At 38.8% G+C, this 18,531-nt stretch carries 13 protein-coding genes; 6 read left to right on the forward strand and 7 right to left on the reverse strand.

All coding sequences use genetic code 11. The features are described from left to right. The first annotated feature begins 4 nt into the window (after window positions 1-4). Entirely contained in the window at window positions 5-1,807 is a 1,803-nt protein-coding gene (locus EHQ52_RS07105) for a methyl-accepting chemotaxis protein (RefSeq protein WP_135614531.1), read from the forward strand. Here the strand turns inward: EHQ52_RS07105 and EHQ52_RS07110 are convergent. Then, window positions 1,804-5,733 carry a PAS domain S-box protein gene (locus EHQ52_RS07110; protein WP_135614532.1) on the reverse strand — a complete coding sequence of 1,310 codons (3,930 nt, stop codon included), beginning with the start codon at window positions 5,731-5,733 and terminating at the stop codon, window positions 1,804-1,806. The two genes, EHQ52_RS07105 and EHQ52_RS07110, sit on opposite strands and share 4 nt — an antisense overlap. 145 nt (window positions 5,734-5,878) lie before the next feature. Here EHQ52_RS07110 and EHQ52_RS07115 point away from each other — a divergent pair, with 145 nt between their 5' ends. The 4 genes from EHQ52_RS07115 to EHQ52_RS07130 all read left to right on the forward strand — a co-directional run bounded on the left by EHQ52_RS07115 (window position 5,879) and on the right by EHQ52_RS07130 (window position 11,929). Next, a complete protein-coding gene (locus EHQ52_RS07115; RefSeq protein WP_135614533.1) occupies window positions 5,879-8,872 on the forward strand; it encodes a DUF2339 domain-containing protein in 2,994 nt (997 codons plus the stop codon). Next, window positions 8,862-9,746 carry a M48 family metallopeptidase gene (locus EHQ52_RS07120; RefSeq protein ID WP_135614534.1) on the forward strand — a complete coding sequence of 295 codons (885 nt, stop codon included), beginning with the start codon at window positions 8,862-8,864 and terminating at the stop codon, window positions 9,744-9,746. The genes EHQ52_RS07115 and EHQ52_RS07120 overlap by 11 nt, the downstream gene beginning before the upstream one ends. A 109-nt stretch (window positions 9,747-9,855) precedes the next feature. Next, complete coding sequence (locus EHQ52_RS07125) at window positions 9,856-10,539, forward strand: SIMPL domain-containing protein (RefSeq protein ID WP_135614535.1); 684 nt, start codon at window positions 9,856-9,858, stop codon at window positions 10,537-10,539. Between the two features lie 238 nt (window positions 10,540-10,777). Next, window positions 10,778-11,929: a hypothetical protein gene (locus tag EHQ52_RS07130; protein WP_167492186.1), complete on the forward strand. Its 1,152-nt coding sequence runs from the start codon at window positions 10,778-10,780 to the stop codon at window positions 11,927-11,929. Between the two features lie 174 nt (window positions 11,930-12,103). Here EHQ52_RS07130 and EHQ52_RS07135 read toward each other — a convergent pair whose 3' ends face one another. The 6 genes from EHQ52_RS07135 to EHQ52_RS07160 form a co-directional block, all read right to left on the reverse strand. Continuing rightward, window positions 12,104-13,021 (reverse strand): SHOCT domain-containing protein, encoded by a 918-nt coding sequence (locus tag EHQ52_RS07135; RefSeq protein WP_425269382.1) that lies wholly within the window; start codon window positions 13,019-13,021, stop codon window positions 12,104-12,106. Continuing rightward, the gene (gene csrA / locus EHQ52_RS07140) at window positions 12,939-13,199 is read right to left on the reverse strand and encodes a carbon storage regulator CsrA (RefSeq protein WP_008589574.1); all 261 of its coding nucleotides are present in this window, start codon (window positions 13,197-13,199) and stop codon (window positions 12,939-12,941) included. The genes EHQ52_RS07135 and csrA overlap by 83 nt, the downstream gene beginning before the upstream one ends. Next, window positions 13,200-13,649, reverse strand: a complete 450-nt coding sequence (gene fliW / locus EHQ52_RS07145; protein WP_100708573.1) for a flagellar assembly protein FliW — start codon at window positions 13,647-13,649, stop codon at window positions 13,200-13,202. Between the two features lie 96 nt (window positions 13,650-13,745). Next, window positions 13,746-15,011 (reverse strand): flagellar hook-associated protein 3, encoded by a 1,266-nt coding sequence (locus tag EHQ52_RS07150; protein ID WP_135615674.1) that lies wholly within the window; start codon window positions 15,009-15,011, stop codon window positions 13,746-13,748. Window positions 15,012-15,043: 32 nt separating this feature from the next. Beyond that, window positions 15,044-16,954 carry a flagellar hook-associated protein FlgK gene (flgK, locus tag EHQ52_RS07155; protein ID WP_135614538.1) on the reverse strand — a complete coding sequence of 637 codons (1,911 nt, stop codon included), beginning with the start codon at window positions 16,952-16,954 and terminating at the stop codon, window positions 15,044-15,046. Window positions 16,955-16,976: 22 nt separating this feature from the next. Further along, the gene (locus EHQ52_RS07160; RefSeq protein ID WP_162494895.1) at window positions 16,977-17,513 is read right to left on the reverse strand and encodes a flagellar protein FlgN; all 537 of its coding nucleotides are present in this window, start codon (window positions 17,511-17,513) and stop codon (window positions 16,977-16,979) included. A gap of 239 nt (window positions 17,514-17,752) precedes the next feature. Between EHQ52_RS07160 and EHQ52_RS07165 the strand changes: the two genes are divergently transcribed. Then, window positions 17,753-18,469 (forward strand): glycoside hydrolase family 25 protein, encoded by a 717-nt coding sequence (locus EHQ52_RS07165; RefSeq protein ID WP_135615675.1) that lies wholly within the window; start codon window positions 17,753-17,755, stop codon window positions 18,467-18,469. The last annotated feature ends 62 nt before the right edge of the window (window positions 18,470-18,531 follow it).

Raw genomic sequence — 18,531 nt, forward strand, 5'->3', positions numbered from 1 at the left:
GGAAATGACGAGGGGAGAATCTAGAAAACTCAGATGGAGACTTACCTTAGGCCTGGAGCTATTAACTTCCGTTCTGGCTGTCCCTTTAGCCGTTCTATTCATTATTGCAGCGGGAGCGTATGACTTCAATAAGGCGATCGCGCTGATTGGGTCCTCAACAGTCGTATTAACCACCTCTTATTTTTTCCCTACACTTCGATTCTTATATTTGGGAAGGCTCCTATCCAATCTGGAACCAAATAATTGGGAGAAATTAAATACAAAAGGTAAGGTAGCAGTTAAGAAAAAACTTCTAAACTTCCCTCTTCTAAATACTGGATTTTATATCGTACAGTGGAGTTACGGAATTCCTGCGGCTTGGAAAATGATGCATCTTTTCTTTATACCCGAATTCTTTGAGTCTGCGCCATTCTTACTCTTACCTTTGATCATTTACCCAACTTTAGGAATTTCCCATTTCTTCTTAACCGAGTCAGTACTTTCAGAAGTGTTGGAATCAGACAGATTGAATGGACTTCCTTTAGAAGAAAAAGACATTCGTAAAGTTTCAATCTTCGTAAGAATTATTTCTACGATCGCATCTATCGCATTATTACCGGTCGTGATCTTTGGTTATCTATTAGTGGAAGAGACTTCCGGTTGGTTAAAATTGGGTGATGTTACCTTAGCACTTTCTCTCACCATTCTTTTTATGGTGATCACTCTCACTATTTCTTCCTACTTATTGGCTTCCAGCATTCGTAGAAACTCTAAAAATATGATGAATGCGTTTACTGAGATGTCCCAAGGCGAGTTGAATATCCTACTTCCTATGGTTTCCACAGACGAATTGGGAAGAAGTAGCAAGATGTTAAACGATTTTGTGAAAAGACTTAGGATTGTTGTTAAAACAGTAATCAAAGAATCAGAAAAACTTTCACAAAGCTCCAAGGTACTGGAAGAAAAAACAAAAGATCTTTCTATAAAAATGCAAGAGCAAGCTGCGTCTACAGAACAGATGAGTTCCGGAGTAGAAGAAATTGCAGCATCAATTCAATCTACTTCTTCCAGAGCAGAAAGTCAGTCTAGTACTGTAGAACAAGCATCCGCATCTCTTACAGAACTCGAAGATAGGATCCGAAATGTTCATATTTCTCTAATGGATACAAAAAATGATGCGGAGAGAATGAGATTAGAAACTTCTAATGGAGAATCCGCGTTACAATCCACTCGTGATGCAATGGCAGAGATAGAATCCAATACTGCTAAAATGGAAGCGAGCGTAAATGTGATCCATGAGATTACAGATCGAATCGGACTTCTATCCTTAAATGCGGCAATTGAAGCTGCTCGTGCAGGAGAAGCAGGAAAAGGTTTTGCAGTAGTAGCCCAAGAAATTTCAAAACTGGGAGAACAAACCCAGGAGAATGCAAAGAGGATCCGTGCAACATTGGCAGAAGCTGTAAAGGCCACCAACTCGGGGAGAGAAGTTTTAGGAAATACTGAGGTAGCTTTCAGAAGAATAGGAGACACCGCTCAAAATACTTCTGAAAGAATTTTGCAAGTTTCCTCCTTGTCTGAATCTCAGTTGGTAGCAAGCGCTCAGGTAAAAAATGCATTTTCTGAATTGATCCGATCTGCAGAAGAGATCAGAAATCATACAAAAGAACAATCCCAAACTTCTTTAGAATTTTCTAAAACGATTGGAAGTATTTCAGAAGCTACTGAGTTTTTGAATGGGATAGTAAACGATATTGATTCTCTTGCTGAGAAGCTGGCTCACCAAGCAAGTTCTTTGAAAAAGGAAGTAGAATTCTTTAAAACCTAAATTTTAGGAAGAAGTACTTTAAATACTGTCTTTCCAGGTTTGGAGTTGAATTCTATTCTTCCTCCATGTTTTAAAACGATCCTTCTGGAAATATCTAAACCCAGACCACTTCCTTCTCCTGGAGCTTTAGTGGTATAAAAAGGATCGAAAATTTTAGATTTAATATCTGCAGGGATCCCAGGACCGTTATCCGAAATCAAAACGGAAACATCAGAGTCAGAATCTACAATGGAAATTTTGATCTTTCCTTTGAACTGCATGGCTTGCAAAGAATTGTATATTAGATTTGTCCAAACCTGTATCAAATCATCCGGATACGCGTGAATGATGGGTCTTGCTTGGAAGTCCAGCTCTACTTCTACTCCATTCTTGATCTGGTTATGATAGATTGTGAGAACTGTTTCTATATTCTCAGCAAGATCTGTTTCGATCTTACCTTCTCCAGAATCGATATGAGCAAAACTTTTAAGAGCATAAACAATTTTAGAAGTTCTATCCACCGCTAAACGAATGGATGCGGCATTCTTATATGTTTGGATCTCTTCGATCGCAAAATCCAAAAGTGCAAGATTTGTCTTAGCTTCGAAAATTTCAGGGAATTCTTGAGTAGAATGATAAAGACCTACATCCATCAATCTGTCAGCAAGATCATATGGATTTTCGAATCCAAGTTCACTTAGAGTATTTTTTAATTTTTTGAGTACATTCCTTCTCTCTTCTCTTGAAACCTGAATTTCCTTATTCGAAATTCCTGCGCGAATAAACTCTGATAATCGTTTGATATAATATGGTTCTGCTTCGGCAAAAACTGGACCTAACTTTTTCAAACGTTCTGGAGAAGAATCCAAATAAGCTCTCAATTCACCACTCAAAGCAGAGATCGCTCCTAACGGGTTATTGATCTCGTGAGCAATACCTGCAACCAACTGTCCGAGTGCTGCCATCTTTTCGGAAAGGATAAGTTGATCCTGAGTTTTTTTCAAATTATCCAAAGCGGATGCTAACTCAGATGTACGGATTAGAACTGCATGTTCCAATTCTTCTTTTGCTTCTCTTCTTTCGGAATTTAATAATAACTGAGTGACTTGTTCAGCGGCCGTAACTACGAATTGTTGTTCATATCCTTTCCATCTGCGAAGAGCACCTCTATGTTCTAAACAGATTGCTCCGTAAATCCCACCTCTTAAAAAGATTGGAGCATTCAATAAGGATTGGATCCCAAGAGGAATACTATAAGACTCAGCAAACTCAGAAGTTCTTGGATCATTCACCACGTCATATGCATCTACTAATCTTTCGGTTTTCATTGATGCAAAATATTTAGGATACACTTTCAGATCCATCGTATCTGAATCTATATAAGATAGAAGTTTTTGATCCCAACCCGAGACCAAAGACCAGACTGTTTTTTCCTTATCAGAAAAAAGCCATATAGAAGCACGATCACATCCCAAAGTTTCCGAGCACATTTTGACTATATTATTCAAACCGGCAGAAATATTGCCCGAAGCAAAATCAAGATCAGTCGCCATATTCAAAAGGACTCTAGCCTGTTCGGAGAGTTTTAAATTCTCTTCCTCTTTTTCTCTCGCTGCCGCTTTTCCTGCAGTATTATCCTTTGTAATGGCAACAATTGCAGGTCTTCCGACTAAATTTACAATACGACCTGAAAAAATAGAATCAACAGTAGTTCCATCTTTTCGAATAAAAGGTATATCAAGATCTCTTAATATACCCTCTTCTTTCATTTGATTGATCAATTTACGTTTGAGATTAGGATCAGGCCAAATCCCGAGATCTACAGAGTTCTTTCCGATCGCTTCTTCTTTTGTGTATCCGAATAGATCATAAAACATTGAATTTACACTGATATACTTGCCTGTTTCCAAATCGGAAATGCAGATAGTATCTGGATTTAGATCGAATACCTTTTCAAAAAGATCTTTGCTTTCTTCTAGTTGGTGAAGATACTGATCTCTTTCTTGCTCTACCTTTCTTTTGTCAGTTACATCGATCAGAAGAGCCAAAAGCATCATCTTATCTCCGATCTTAAACACTCTATTTCCCGAAATCACATGTCTTTCGGTATTATCAGATCGATTGATAGTTGCTTCTATATTTTTAGACCAACCAAGTTCTTCTAATTCTTTGCGGATCTTAGCTCTATCCAAAGGACCTTTCCAAATCCCTAACTCGAAGGATGTTTTTCCTATGATCTCTTCTCTAGAGTATCCAATCAGGTCACAGTATTCTTGGTTGATCTCTCTATAGGTCCCAGTTTCCAGATCGGAAAGAGAAACTGCAGCTGGATTCATCTGGAAAATTTTTTCGAAAAGTTCCTTATTATGCCGGACCTCTGCGTTCAATTTTCTGGTTTGTTCTTCCGCTTCTAAACGTTCTCTGATATCTGTTGCAAGAGAAATAACATGAGGTCTTCCGTTTAATTTTACGATCCTACCCGAGTATAGAACCGGGATCCCAGTTCCATCGGCCGCTCGAAAAACCGTTTCGATATTACTGACCTCACCTTTCTCATCTAACTGGCTATAAATTTCAGCTCTTCGATCCGGATCATAATCCCAGACCTTTATGTCTGTGGTAAGTTTTCCGATCACTTCTGATCTTTTGAGTTTTATAACTTCTAAAAATCTTTCATTTACATCTATAATCTTTCTGGAAACCAAATCTGTAAGAACTACTGCAGAAGGGATTAGCTGAAATAATCTTTGAAAAAGTTCCTTACTCTTTTCGAGTTCAGTAGCAAGATTTTCTAGATCCGATTGTGCCTCTTTAATATGAGTGATATCGTGACCAACCGCTAAGATCTTTTTTTCACCACCTGCTTCTATTACTCTAGCCGAAAATAGAATGGACCGGATCTTCCCGTCTGCAGTTCCCATCTTCACTTCAAGATTATCTACAGCGCCTTTTTGGATTAGAAGTCCTCGAATGATCTCTCTATCACTTAGATCGTAATAAACTCCAAGGTCCGTTGGAGACTTACCTATAATCTCTTCGTTCGTTTTGCCTATCAAACTTAAGAATACATCATTTGCATCTAAATACGTTCCGTCCGCCTTTGATAAAGTGATGGCAGTTGGATTTAGTCGAATGATCTGATTTAAAATTTCTTGGTTCTCTTTTAGGTCATCTAAAAGTTTTTGTTTTTCTACTTCTTCTTTTACCCTGTCAGTTATTGGAACTGTGATAGTAAGAAGTTTTAAAGAACCTGAATATTCAATAGGGTGAGCGGAGAAGAGTCCCCAAAATTCTTCTCCCAATTTATTAGTAAAACGTAATTCTATATCTCTGACAAAACCTTCTTTTTTAATGGCTTCTACTATATCTGCTCTGGTCTCGGCAGAACTCCAGAAGCCTAACTCTAATGCGCTCTTACCAACAATCTCATCTTCGGAATATTTTACCTGAATACAAAACTGTCTGTTTACTTTTAGGTATTTGCCTGTTTCAATCTCTGTGATCGCCATAGGCAATGGGTTCATGTCGAAAAATTTTTCGAGAGCTCTCCATCCAATTTCTGGATGAGTTATATCTTCTTTAGAAAGTTCACTTTGTTGTTTGGGAGAACGAATATGGATCCAAGTAGTTGTTTCTGGATCTGTTTCACCTTGGATCTTAAATCCTTGGCAATAGAATGTCCTGATCTCTTTACTCTTGAGTAAAAAATAACCTAAGTACCAATTAGTCTTTTCTTCTTTTTTGAGACTTTCGAAAATTCCGTTTCGAATATCAGAGATCAGATTAAAATCTATCTCTTTTAACTCTTTGGCAGAATAGCCCAAGATCTGTAACGCAGCAGGATTCGCTTCGATCAGATTTCCAGAAGAAGAGAATACAAGAACTCCGTCCCCGATCCTTTCGAAAAACTGCCTGAGGATACTGAGCTGTGAAACGGAAGATTCCAAACTTTTATCACCAAGGGAATAAACCCTCAAATACTAATGGACTAAATAACGCTAGAAACTACTTTTCTAAAACTTTCATTTTTTTTCCAAAATTCAAGAAAGTTGCGATCCTTAAGGACGCGTTACTCGAAAAGGCCTACCTATAATGGAATTTTTAATCGGTTTATTAGCATTCTTTGCCGGCGCATTCTACCTTATCATTCCCTTCGTTTTATTGTCCAAGATCAACGGACTTCTAGAAAGGATCCAAGATCTGGAAAATCGATTAAAGGATAAGGGACCTTCTACCCTTCCTGAAACTCAGGTAGAAAAGAAAAAACAACCTATCAAAGAAGAAAAGCCAATCTTGGTAAAAGAAACAATTCCTGAAGCCAAAAAAGAAGTCTCCACTTCTAAGCAGGTTACAAAAGATCCAAAACCTTCAGCTGTTGTAACTCCAACCATTATAAAACAAGAGCCTCAACCTATTGCTAAAAAATCAGAGGCTTGGGAAAAATTCGAGAAGCAGATTGCTAACAATTGGACCGGGATCTTAGGAACAATCATACTCGTGATGGGTGTTGGATTCTTAGGAATTTATGCGGCCCTAAACATGTCTCCTTTTTTCAGGTTCCTAATGGTATTAGGGATCGGTATTGGTTTATTCGTAATTTCCCTGCTTCTAGTTAAAAGAGAATTCTGGAAACAGATCGGTTATTGGATCAGAAGTGGTTCAGGTGCGGTTATCTTGTTTTCTTGTATCGCCGCTGTTTCTGTTCCAGGAATGAAATGGATTGAGTCTGAATATTACGCGCTTATCTTAATCATTGCTGGAATTTCAATAAACTTGGGACTTGCTTGGCAGACTTCGCAGCAAAAGTTCGCGAGTCTTCATATTGTATTAAGTTTGATCTCTCTAGCAATTCTTCCACTAAGCACTTTGATCTTTTTCTTAGCGGTTGGAGTTTCTGCTTTCAGCGTAGTTTTATCTTATAGAACTAAATGGGAATTTCATTTAATACAAACTGCGATCTCCTTTTTAATTTTAAATTTTCTTTATAAAGGACATTTCTCCGAACAATTACATGTATTAAATTCTCCTCTTTCTAGGACCTGGGGAATTTTAGGAACTCTTGTTGTTGGAATTCCATCCATCTTAGCTCATTATAGAAAAGTATATTCTTCCCCAAATCTACAACGACTTCCTTTTATAACCCACTTGATCATTTGGGCAGGAATTGGATTAGGTTTATCAGTTTATTCAACAGGATCTAAATGGAATCCTCCTGTATTGATCTTTGTTTCTATCGGATTATTTTTCTGGGCAAGAACTGCTCGAGAAAAATTAAACATCCGCTGGCTTTATCTCACTGATACTTTAGTTTCTCTGGCTCTTGCTTCTATCGGAATTATTTTACTCACTCGATGGGAAGTAGATCTATTCCTGATCAATGTTTATGTTTCACTTCTATTCTCCATCTTCTTTGTCGTAAGTGCAGAAGAAAAAGAAAATCTACTTAAGAATATAGGAGCAGTTCTTCTGCATATTTCTTGGGTTTGGTATATTCTTCTTCTGATCATAAAATACTCAGGTGGCGTCAATCTTGGAACTTGGCCAATCGTTATCACTACGATTGTGATGATCATTCTTACATTCTTGATCCAATTCTACGATGAGATACGAAACAAGGAAGTTTCCACTGCAAGTGACGATGTGTATGGGATCGGAGGAGAGGATAGAATTTCTCCTGCAGGGGTTTTTTCAGGATTATTAGCATCTGCTATTTGTTTCCAATTATTCGATTGGAAACATTCAGAACTCTATCTTCCAGCGTTCGGAGTCATTTTGTTGGCTATCCGACAAAACAGAAATTGGAATGGTTTAGGAGTTGGGATTTTCTTCTTTGTTGCTGCATTACACTTTGAAGTGATCTATAGAATTTATTCTTTAGAAAGATGTGAAGTTCTACTAAGAGATTTTCCTACAATTCTATTCTGTTTCCTAATGATCCCACTTTCTAAAGTGAAGATGGGTCCAGGCAAGATCAGATATTTTTCTTCTCCTGGAGCGATCCTTCTTTCTTTACATATCGTATTCTTAGCGTATTGGACTACCCAAAGTGTTTCGCCATTCTTACCTGGAATACTTTGGCTTCTTCTTTCCTTGGTATATCTAGAAACCAAAAACTTTTTCTCAGAAAGAGAGAAAGTATGGGAGAATACTTGGAAGTCTTCTATCAATTCTGCGGGACCCGTCTGGCAATTTTTTGCGTTGATATTCGTAGGATTATTCTTGGGCGCTCATGTTCTGGTTCATTTGCAATCAGAACTATATGTAGGAATTTTCAAGATCAGATTTTTGATCCAAGCATTAGCAATCGGAGTATTTTTATATTGGGCAAACAGTCCGAATCCTAAAAAAGAAACTCCTAATTATTGGAACTCTCTTCTTCCATTATTTTGGGAATTAACTGCAATATTCATTACGGCAATCATTGCATTAGAAATTCCGAATACTTGGCTGCCTGTTGCCTGGATTGTTTGGGCATTCTTCCTGAATCAGGTCAGTTTAAAAACCTCCTGGGAAATTTCTAGATTCAGATTTTATTCTCTCTGCTTCTATTGGTATTCTTGTATCCATGTTGCATTTATTTCCAGTTCAGCATTAACTCCTTCTGAATATTGGGCGAACCAAGAATGGCTGGGCGGACTAATCGGGATCGTATTACAAATTTCTTATTTAGTGAGGATTCAGCTTCTTCCTCCATTCCAAGGAATAGAAGCGGAAGGTTATCCTGGTAAGATCAGAAATCTCTCCGAAAAGCTGGACCAAAGATCCGACTATATCATATTCTATCCTTTGTTTGCAGCAGGAGCATTCTTCTTATTCTGGAGCTTTGATTCTTCTTTATTAACTCTATTATGGATGGTAGAAGTGTTCATCGTCTTCTTAATGGGGCTCATTCTTAAAAAAGAACATTTCCGTTATGTATCCTTAGTAGCGATGATCGTATGTTTATTAAGACTTATCTTCTGGGATCTTTCTCAATCTTCTACAATCACTCGCGCTTTAGTATTCTTGGGAGTGGGAGGAATACTCATCTTAATGAACACTCTTTACGGCAAATTTGGAAATAAGGAGAAAACAGATGCTCCGTAATCGATTATTATTCTTTGTTATACTTTTAGTTTCCGGAGCAGCCATTTCGTTTTTGGCGATAAAGAGTAAGGCAAATGTAGAAATGCCTGCCACCCTTTCTCCTGCATTCCAATTGCTTGGAAAACCGATCAAAACCTTGGATCGTTCTCTTACTAAGCTCATGCCTATCAGCGATTTGGATGAAAAGAAGTTAGGAGATTCAGTTGCATTACGTTACGAATCCTATGCAGATGAAAAAGATCCGGATCTGATCTATCTAAGAAGTTTGGTATCCAATCTTACAGTTGGAAAAAATAAAAGATTCGAATATAGAATTTTCGTAATGGATTCTTCCATTCCAAATGCTTATGCAATGCCTGGAGGAATCTTATTCGTGACCAAAGGACTTCTTTCTATGGTAAGTTCAGAGGCAGAATTGGTCGCTGTGATCGGACATGAAATTGGCCACGTTGAACTTTCTCACTGCATGGACATGGTCAGGGGAGAATTATTAGCGAAGAAGATCGGCGCCTCCACACTCGGAGAGCTCGCTGATATGACTGCTGCCTTACTTTTAAAACCTGCTTTCGGCAAAAACCAAGAAGATGAAGCAGACTCTTATGGTTATGATCTATTGCTCAGAGAATATTACGACCCATTCGCAATGGGAAGAACATTCCTCAAACTTCAGGAAGCCAGCGGTGGAAAAGAAAATGCAGCTTCTCCTATCCAAGAATATTTTATGACACATCCTTATCTTTCTCATCGTTCCGAAAAATTTACGGAAAAGGCAAAACGAGAAGAAGAAGGCCAATATTATGTAGGAAAGAAAAACTTAAAAAAACGGGTCAGCCGTTACGCAGACGAACTTGATAAAGAATTCGTAAAGTACTGATAGTTTCTTCTTACAGATTTCAATTTTTATAACTTGGAATAAAATCTAAAAATCCGGAACCGTTCGGGAATTTTCTCGGACGGAAAAAGGTCTTACCTTCGGAGTTTTTATGAAAAAGATATTATTCGGGTGCATATTATTATTCGCGAGTTTAGGTTCCGTATTTGCAGAACAGGAAAGAGTTCTGATCGTTAGCGGATTCTCTAAAGTAGCAATCCCTGCAGAACTTATAGAGATACGTATCGGAGTAGAAACAGAATCCAAAACAGCAGAAGAAGCTCATGAAAAAACTTCAGCCAAAACTGATTCTCTTGTAAAATATCTCAAAAAGCAGTCCTTGCTTTCGTTACAAACAGAAGCAATCCGTCTTCAAACTATATACGAATATCCTAAATCTGGAGCGAGACAGATCAAAGGTTATGTAGCGTCCAATACAGTTTTAATAAGAGCTAAAGTAGAATCTGCAGGAAAACTTATAGATGAATCCATTCAAAATGGAGCGAATCAAATTATTGGGATTCGATTGCAGTCAACGGATGCAAATTTAGAGAAGGCTTCTCAAGAAGCATTGCAGTTAGCAGCGAAGGATGCTCGCAAAAAAGCTGATATAATTCTCTCAGCACTTGGTTTGAAATTTAAGGATTTTGTAGAAATAAGAGCCGACTTCCAAGAAATTTCCGAACCTCTTCCTGTCATGGATGGTTTTCAAACTATGAGCGCAAAATCTGCGACTCCAATTGAAGCTGGAAATTTATTTCGCGAAGCGAAGATCTTATTGAAGGTTTCTTATTAAAAAATCAGCCAATAAGTGAAAAAAATCTGTCTTTTCAATCGGTTATATGGGTATGGTATTTATGGATTGTTACCTAAGTACCAATAACCCGGTAAATAGTTAACATATATCCAATTCTCTTCACTATTCTCACTACGTGAGCGGCCCTTTCGGGGGCCGCTCCGGTCTTTTGTTTTTTTCCTTGCCCTCTTCTAGAATAATTGGTGTTTTGGGAAAAAAATTATTACTCTGGCACCTCATGAAAAAAAAGATTCTAGCTTTATTGGCAACCTATCTAGTTTGCTTTTCCTTGTTCGGACAAACACCTCCGAATAATCAAAAGCCACCTAAAAATCAACCTACGAATAACCAACAACAACCTCAAAACCAGACTCCTATCGGAGACAGTGGTTCTTCTTCCTCCTCCTCAAGTAATGGAAGTGCATTCGAAAGCGGTTTATTACATATTTTGGAATTAGATGGAGTCGCAGGAAGCCTGAACCAAGGCGGACCTCAATCTATTAACGGAATCTTAAATAGCGTAAGGATTGCAGGAAGCGCATTAGGTGGAACTCCTGAATTCTTCAAAGAAGATAGTAAGACAACTCCGAGTGGTGGATTTCCTAAGATCAGATATTCTCACCAGTTATCAGATAATACTTTCATTGGTATCGTCGCTTCTTTGGGAGAAAAATCTACAACAGAAACTACTACTACCAGTACTTCTAATAGATACACCACTGATAAGATTACTACAACCACCAACGAGTGGAAGGTAAAATACGGCTGGGGACCTCTTAACTTAAACACTTCAAATAACGTAAGTTATGAATTTTCAATCGGCTATGGACAAGGAAAGACAAGTGGAGATTACTCCAACTTTGGACTCAAACTCCCTGGAATTAGCTCAGGAAGTTCAGATGGATTGTCAGGATTCGCAATCGGATTCGGAGATCTTAAATATAATATCACAACATTATCTTTAGATTATGGTGTTGCTGTTCCTATTTCAAGTTGGCTGAACTGGTACTTCCGAGGTGATACAAGCTTCTTCTGGGGAACATTAGCTTTAAGTTCTGCTCAGCTTGGTGTTGACACAGGATCTACTGCAGGAGCGTATAACGGTTTAGACTTCAACGCATTCAAATCCAAAGATGGATTTTTTGCAGGAGCTTCTGGATTTACTATGACCTTCGAAACAGGTTTCGTAGTTAAACCTTTTGATACCTTCGGTATTCGATTTGGTGGATTCTACCAGCTTACCTATTTCAGTGTAGGAGAAGTAAAAGGACCTTCCATTTCCGGAGGCCAGATTGTGGAAGCGGGCACTGTACCTAACTTAAGTTCCACTACTGATAACGAGCAATTCGGAAATTACGGAGGAACCGTAGGATTAGTTAAGAATCTATAGTCGGTAATGCCGGCTTCAGGAGCGAAGCGACTATAGTCCGCAACGCGGGCTTCAAGAGCCTGGACCTTTTGGGACAGGCTCTTATAATATTCTTTTCAATAAAACCCGGAGACAGAAAGGTTTCCGGGTTTTATTTATCATAATCCACATATGCAGACTTGAAGAGCTTGGTGACTATAACTCTTTTAGAATTTCTGCCTTCTTCTTTTCGTATTCCTGTTTAGAGATCAATCCCTTATCCAAAAGTTCCTGCAAGGTCCTCAATCGATCTTCTATCGTCTTAGGGATTTTTTTGGTAGGAGTTCCAACATTTTTCTTAGAAGGATTTGCAGTCCAAAAACCGTTTTTTACAAGGATACGATTTTTCACTTCTTCCCCGTCAGTTGTTGTAAGAAGGAATTCTAAACCTTCAGGTCGGATCTCAGGAAGATAAATAGAATTTCGGGAAGAAGGTTCCGGCTTTGAAATTGGGACCAAAGTCCAATCCCTAAAAGAATAAGTAGTCTGAAAATCAAGGACCTGTCCTATCTCAGAAAATTCTAATACGATTCCTTCCGGGCTATTTCTGATATAAAAAATAGTTCTTCTGATCCTGAGTCCTGGGCGGATCGGATCTTCTCTTTTAATAATTACTTGGTAAGCCTGCGGAAGTCCATCGGGGATTTCAGTCTCCGCTCTGTATAATAATTCTCCCAGGCGAGACGATTCTTCTTCCGTAAATAATCTGATTGGCTCCGAGTTGAAAACGCCTGTTTCTGAAACCCCAGTGAATTTAAAAAGTTTTTCCCATCTGGAAATGAACTCAGTCTTATCCAATTGGTCCGGCCCAGCACCAGTCAAAACTCCAGAAGCGATAGGCAACCAAGTCTCCGCTTGTAAGAAGAGCGGAGTATCTGAACTCTTTTTAAGATAATATAATACGATTGAATCCGAAGAGGAAGCCATTCCCTTTCTCTGGGAAGACAAACAGGAGATCGTAAATAAAAGGGTAAGAAAGAAACTTAGAAGTTTAAGGTTTTTCTTTTTTGCCCGAATCGGTTTTTTTAAGCATGCTGCCAATTTTTCCCAATTCCTCCGGCTTAATTTTCGCACCGGCGGCTTTCTTATTCTCAGCCTGGATTTCACGATATACTTCCGCTCTGTGAACAGAAACTTCTTTAGGAGCTTTAACTCCGATCTTTACTTGATCCCCTTTGATATCCACGATAACGATCTCAATATCGTCACCTATAATAATGGATTCATTAGTACGCCTAGCTAGTACGAGCACTTAGGACATCTCCACAGTGGCGCTTTCCAAAATTCTTTCACGAACAGAATGGATCTCGTTACGTGATACGAATTGGCGACCGGTTAGATCCGTCTTATTAATCAAAATAGGGCCTTGTAGATTTGCGGTCATAGAAGCCGGATCGTCGTTCGGAATCGTCACAATGACTAAGGTCAAAGCTTCCGAAACATCCTGCAACCCGATTTGAGAAAGTTCTTCTTGGCTCAAAATAGGTTTATATTCTTTTTTGAATAGAGAAGGTGGAATTACAACAAAAGCAAGGTCCACTTCGTCGATGGACTGCAGCCATTTAAATACTGACTCTTCGTCTTCTTCGATTAGGGCAAAACTTTTGTATCCCCCGAAACCTAGAAGTCCTTCCGGAAATTTGATAAGTTGTCGCTCCGAAACTTTTATTTTTCCGAAAGGTTTGCTTTGGATCTCAATCATCGATCGACCTATTTTTCAGAGCTTGGCTCTAAGTTTATACTTTTTTCAATTCACTACAAGAAGAATTCCCCGATTTAATATCGGGGAATTTCACTCTTATCTTAGAAAGTCCATCAAAGTGGATTTGATTACTTTGGATCCTACGTTAAGTGCATATTGATGGATTGTTTCCAGCCACTTCATGTTCATGATAGTTTCTGGGAAATCGATCCCTTCATTTTTAGCAAGTAACTCAGTCATGTAGGATTTATCGAAGGAAACTCTTTGGGAATGTTCCTCCATACGATTCATCCTTGCTCCAACTATAGATCTATAACGAAGGATATTTTCCAATGCAAGATCCAAGTCTTGGATATCACGACCTGAAATTCTTTCCTGATCTTTCTGGATCAAATCGTTTCTGAATTGGATGAGCACATCGAATACTGAAAGTCCAGTAACAGTTGCAGACTTGCTGTAATTATTAGGAGGTTCAGAATTTCCAGAATCGATCAAACCTATATCTCTTAGAACAGTTCCTCCATCTACATCCTCTAACCAGATCTGGTGAGGTGCAGTGGAACTAAGACTGATATTGTCCTGAGCGAGTTTATTCGCCTTAGCTTCGATCGGAGAGTTATTGATCTTGTCTATGATATCATCGATAGTATCACCGGCAGAAACCTGAACTTCTACTCCATCTATCTTGAACTTTTGATCAGAAACTGCAACGTAGCCTGAGTTATCCACACGGCTTGTAACACTCATGTTCGTTCCCCAGAACACTTTGTTTCCAGGAATAGTAACTGGGATATATTCTCCCTTTTCTATCTCTCTGATCTGTTCTCCGATATCTCCTCTATATTCCACTCCGATGTATTGGTTTTTTAATTCCAGTCCTTGGAGTCCTTTGATTTTGGATTCAATCGGTTCAAAAGGAGGTCTTTCGATCACATGTCCACCAAAAAGAGGTCTTCCCGTGGCATCTCTAGTGTTCGCAATATCGACTAACGCTCTAAGTAATTCATCTATCTCTTTACCAACAGCGACTTCTAATTCAAAACCTTTATCACCTTGATAAATACCGTTGGAAGCTTGGACTGCAAGAACTCTCGCTCTTTGGAATAAGTTACCTATTCTATCCAATTCACCATCGATCTGTTGTAATCTTCCGAAACCATCGTCAATGTTTGCTTGGAAAGTATCCAACTCGTTCATCCTAGATCGAAAGAACATTTGGTTGGTCGCTCTTCCAGGATCATCGGAAGGAGTCCTAATTCTTTGTCCTGTACCTAATTGGTTCTGGGTTTCGTCCAAAGACAACTGGTGACGATTCAAAGTCCTCACCAGACTGTTATTTTGCATCATGTTAGTGATCCGCATCATGGCTTCGCCTCCTTGCTATTCCGGCGGAATTACGCGCCCAAACGATTGATGATCGTATCTAGAATTTCATTCATAGTATTGATCATCTTCGCAGACGCATTGTACGAGTGCTGGAACTGGACCATATTGGCCATTTCCTCATCCAAACTTACACCCATCACCGATTGTCTCATATTCTCAAGTTCGGTCATGAGATCTGATTGGATCCCAAATTCTTGTTTTGATTCTCTTGCTTCTGTTGCAAGTTTAGAGATCAGACTATTATAAAAATCATCTGTGGTTTTGGAATAATCCACCATCACAGGATTATTTCTAAGGGAAGAAGCTACTAAAAGAGCATTCCTACCGTCCTTATGACCTCCAGGAGAATTATAATCTCCTGTTCCACCAACATCCTTTCCTCTTGCTGCTGCGATATTTGCTACGTTATTCGCAATATGCTCATTCACTTTAAAATGAGAAGAAGGATGAAAATGTGGAGTTAAAGTAATGTCTTCCGGCTTAGATTGAAGTTTGGTGATTTCTCCCAAACGTTTATAATCATAAGCGCCAGAAGGCCCGGAAGCCATTAGCATTCCAGTCAGACCTACTAATAATTCACCTGAATCTTCAATATGTCTAAGAATGAAATTTTTCTTAGCAGAATCTTCTGCAACAGTCGCCTTGAATGCCAATTGGTTATCGTGGTTCATATAAGCCACAACACCAACCTTAGAAGCATTGATACGTTTGATAATACCGTTCAGAGTATCATTTGCAGAATAAGGAATTAAAACCTGAGTTTCTTTTTCATCAGGTTTTAAGAATGTCATGGTTCCACTGATCCCTACTGGGCGATCCGGATCCAAAGTATTCTTACCTGTTACTCTAAAGATCGCAGAGATATCATTCTGACCATCGCCGTCTGAATCATACTCACCGAAAGTATTCAAAGCTAAAGAACGAATATCGAAGAAGTTCTGATTTGTATTTCCATTCAAACCAAAACCGTCTTTATGGATCTCGTTAATCACATCCATAACGTTGATCGCAAGAGCATCCACTTGGTCGATCTTCTCGCCCAGGATCTTATCTCTAACTTCGATCAAACCCTGTAATCTCCCTTTGCGGAGAAGGACCGGATCTCCAGTAACCTTCCAATAAAGATCTAATAAACCATCTTTAGAAGGATTTCCTAATATATCGACCTTATTGAGTTTGCCGCCTTGGACAAGGATCTGCTGGCCAATAAATACCATCAGCTCATCTTCGTCGCTTCTACCGATTGTGATATCAGTTAAGCCAGAAAGTTCTTGGAGAAGAGCATCTCTTTTGTCGTAAAGATCATTCGGTCTATCGCCCAATGCTTCCGACTTAGCAATCCTTTCGTTTAAGGTGCGGATATTCTCTCCAATCGTATTCAAATGAAGTGCATGAGCTTCGATCTCTCGGTTCGATTGATCTCTCAATTGAGAAAGTTTACGATATACATCCTCAATTCTACTTCCGAGGCCTTGTGCTTTTTCTAAAACCACAGAACGATGTGCGTTATCTTCAGGATAATTCGCGAGTTCTTCCCAAGAAGACCAGAATTTATCCATCAAAGTCCTAAGAGTAGTGCCGTTAGGCTCGTTGAAAATATTCTCAGCTTGGTAGAGATATTCGTTCTTCGCTGCCCAATAATCTTTTACACCGGAAGTTTCTATAATTCTATCATCGATAAAATTATCTCTAACACGTTCGATGGAACCGATCTCAACACCTTGACCGATCTGACCTGGAAGGTGAGCACGATTTAAAGAAGGTTCATATAGAGGATCAGTAGCTTGTAAAACAACTCTTTGGCGAGAATAATGTTTATTATCCGCGTTTGAAATATTATGGCCGGTAGTTTGTAAGGCTTGCTGGTGAGCCGCAAGACCTCTTTTACCAATTTCTAATCCGGAGAATGTGGATCCCATACTTCTTCCCTCCTATCCAATCTTACGCTGAAGCGTTTACGAGCACCGAGGAACGTTTCTTCTTGTTCCTAACTGTGCTTGGATTTTCATCCTCGTAAACTGCGACTTCTCCGCTGTTTGCGTTAGTTCGCATCGCGTCGATGGTGGCCTTCAAAAATTCCTGTCTGGTTCGGATCAATTTATCATTGGCTTTGATCTTATCTTTAAGCCTGTGAACCGTATCCTTTAATCTTGTTCCGAGTTGTTTCAACTTGTGCTCGGATTCACGGTCTATCTTATTTAAAAAATCAGTAAGAGTAAGTTCGCCTTCTTTAGGAATTCCTAAATTACCTGATGTATAAACATCATGAATAGCGGACATACGAACTCTTTCCAGTTCGCTTGCATGAACGATCAATTCATAAGTCTTTTTAGAAATCGTTTCCAAAGATCTTCCGTCCGCTTTCGTGATCGATTCAGTCTTTTCTTTCTCTAACTCCAGGATTTCGGAGTACAGTCGGATTTCTTCCTCGAAAAGAGAAGACACCCGATCCAACCATTCCTCTTTATTTAATATCATTGTCCGGTCCCTGTTCTTTGTTTCGGCGGAATCCAGAATTTTATGAGGGGTTTTTTTACAAATTCAGAGATTCAAAAGCGGAGAAGGAGACCTAAGAAGAATTTTCTAAAGTGGAGAAGGTCCTCTGCCGATTGTAGGAATTCCAATAAGAGACATAATATTTTTCAGTAATTTGGAAGAATTTAGAAAACGAATGACCTAATTTTAGAATAATACGGATTTCTTATTTGAAAAACCTAATGAAACTTACTTATAAATTTCTAATCCTCATTCTTACATTGGGCCTTCTTCCCCTTGCCCTATATACTGCTTTCGACAAAGGAATTTTCTGGTTTGTATATCCGTCCGAATCAAAATATCCAATCCGCGGCATCGACGTTTCTAATCACCAAGGAAATATAGATTGGAAGAAGGTCTCAGAAAACAAAATCAGTTTTGCATACATTAAGGCCACGGAAGGCGGAGATTGGAAGGACAAAGCATTCTCTCGAAATTGGAAAGAAGCAAATCAACTAGGGATTAGAGTCGGAGCTTATCATTTTTTCACCCTATGCCGTTCTGGAAAAGAACAAGCATCTAATTTTATTTCCTATGTTCCAAAAGATCCAAAAGCATTACCTCCTGTAGCCGATCTGGAATTTATTGGGAACTGTAAAGAAAGACCTCCATTGCAGGATGTAAAAAGGGAGATCCGAGACTTTTTAGTTGCATTAGAAAATCATTATAATAAGAAACCTATCTTATACCTTACCTATGAATTTATAGATCAATATTTAGAAGACGATCTTTTAGAATATCCGGTTTGGATTAGGGACGTATTTGGACATCCTTCTTCTTCGTTTGAACGAAATTGGATCCTATGGCAATACCATAGTCGTGCAAGGATTCCAGGGATAGAAGGTCCGGTAGATTTGAATGTGTGGAATGGGAGCGAAGAATCCCTATACAAATTATAGAATTAATAATCGGTGTTTCATTTTGTTTTGAATCAAAACAAGTCAGAGCAAATTTTCTATTT

Origin of the sequence: Leptospira koniambonensis, assembly GCF_004769555.1 — a bacterium.
Taxonomy (GTDB): Bacteria; Spirochaetota; Leptospiria; order Leptospirales; family Leptospiraceae; genus Leptospira_B; species Leptospira_B koniambonensis.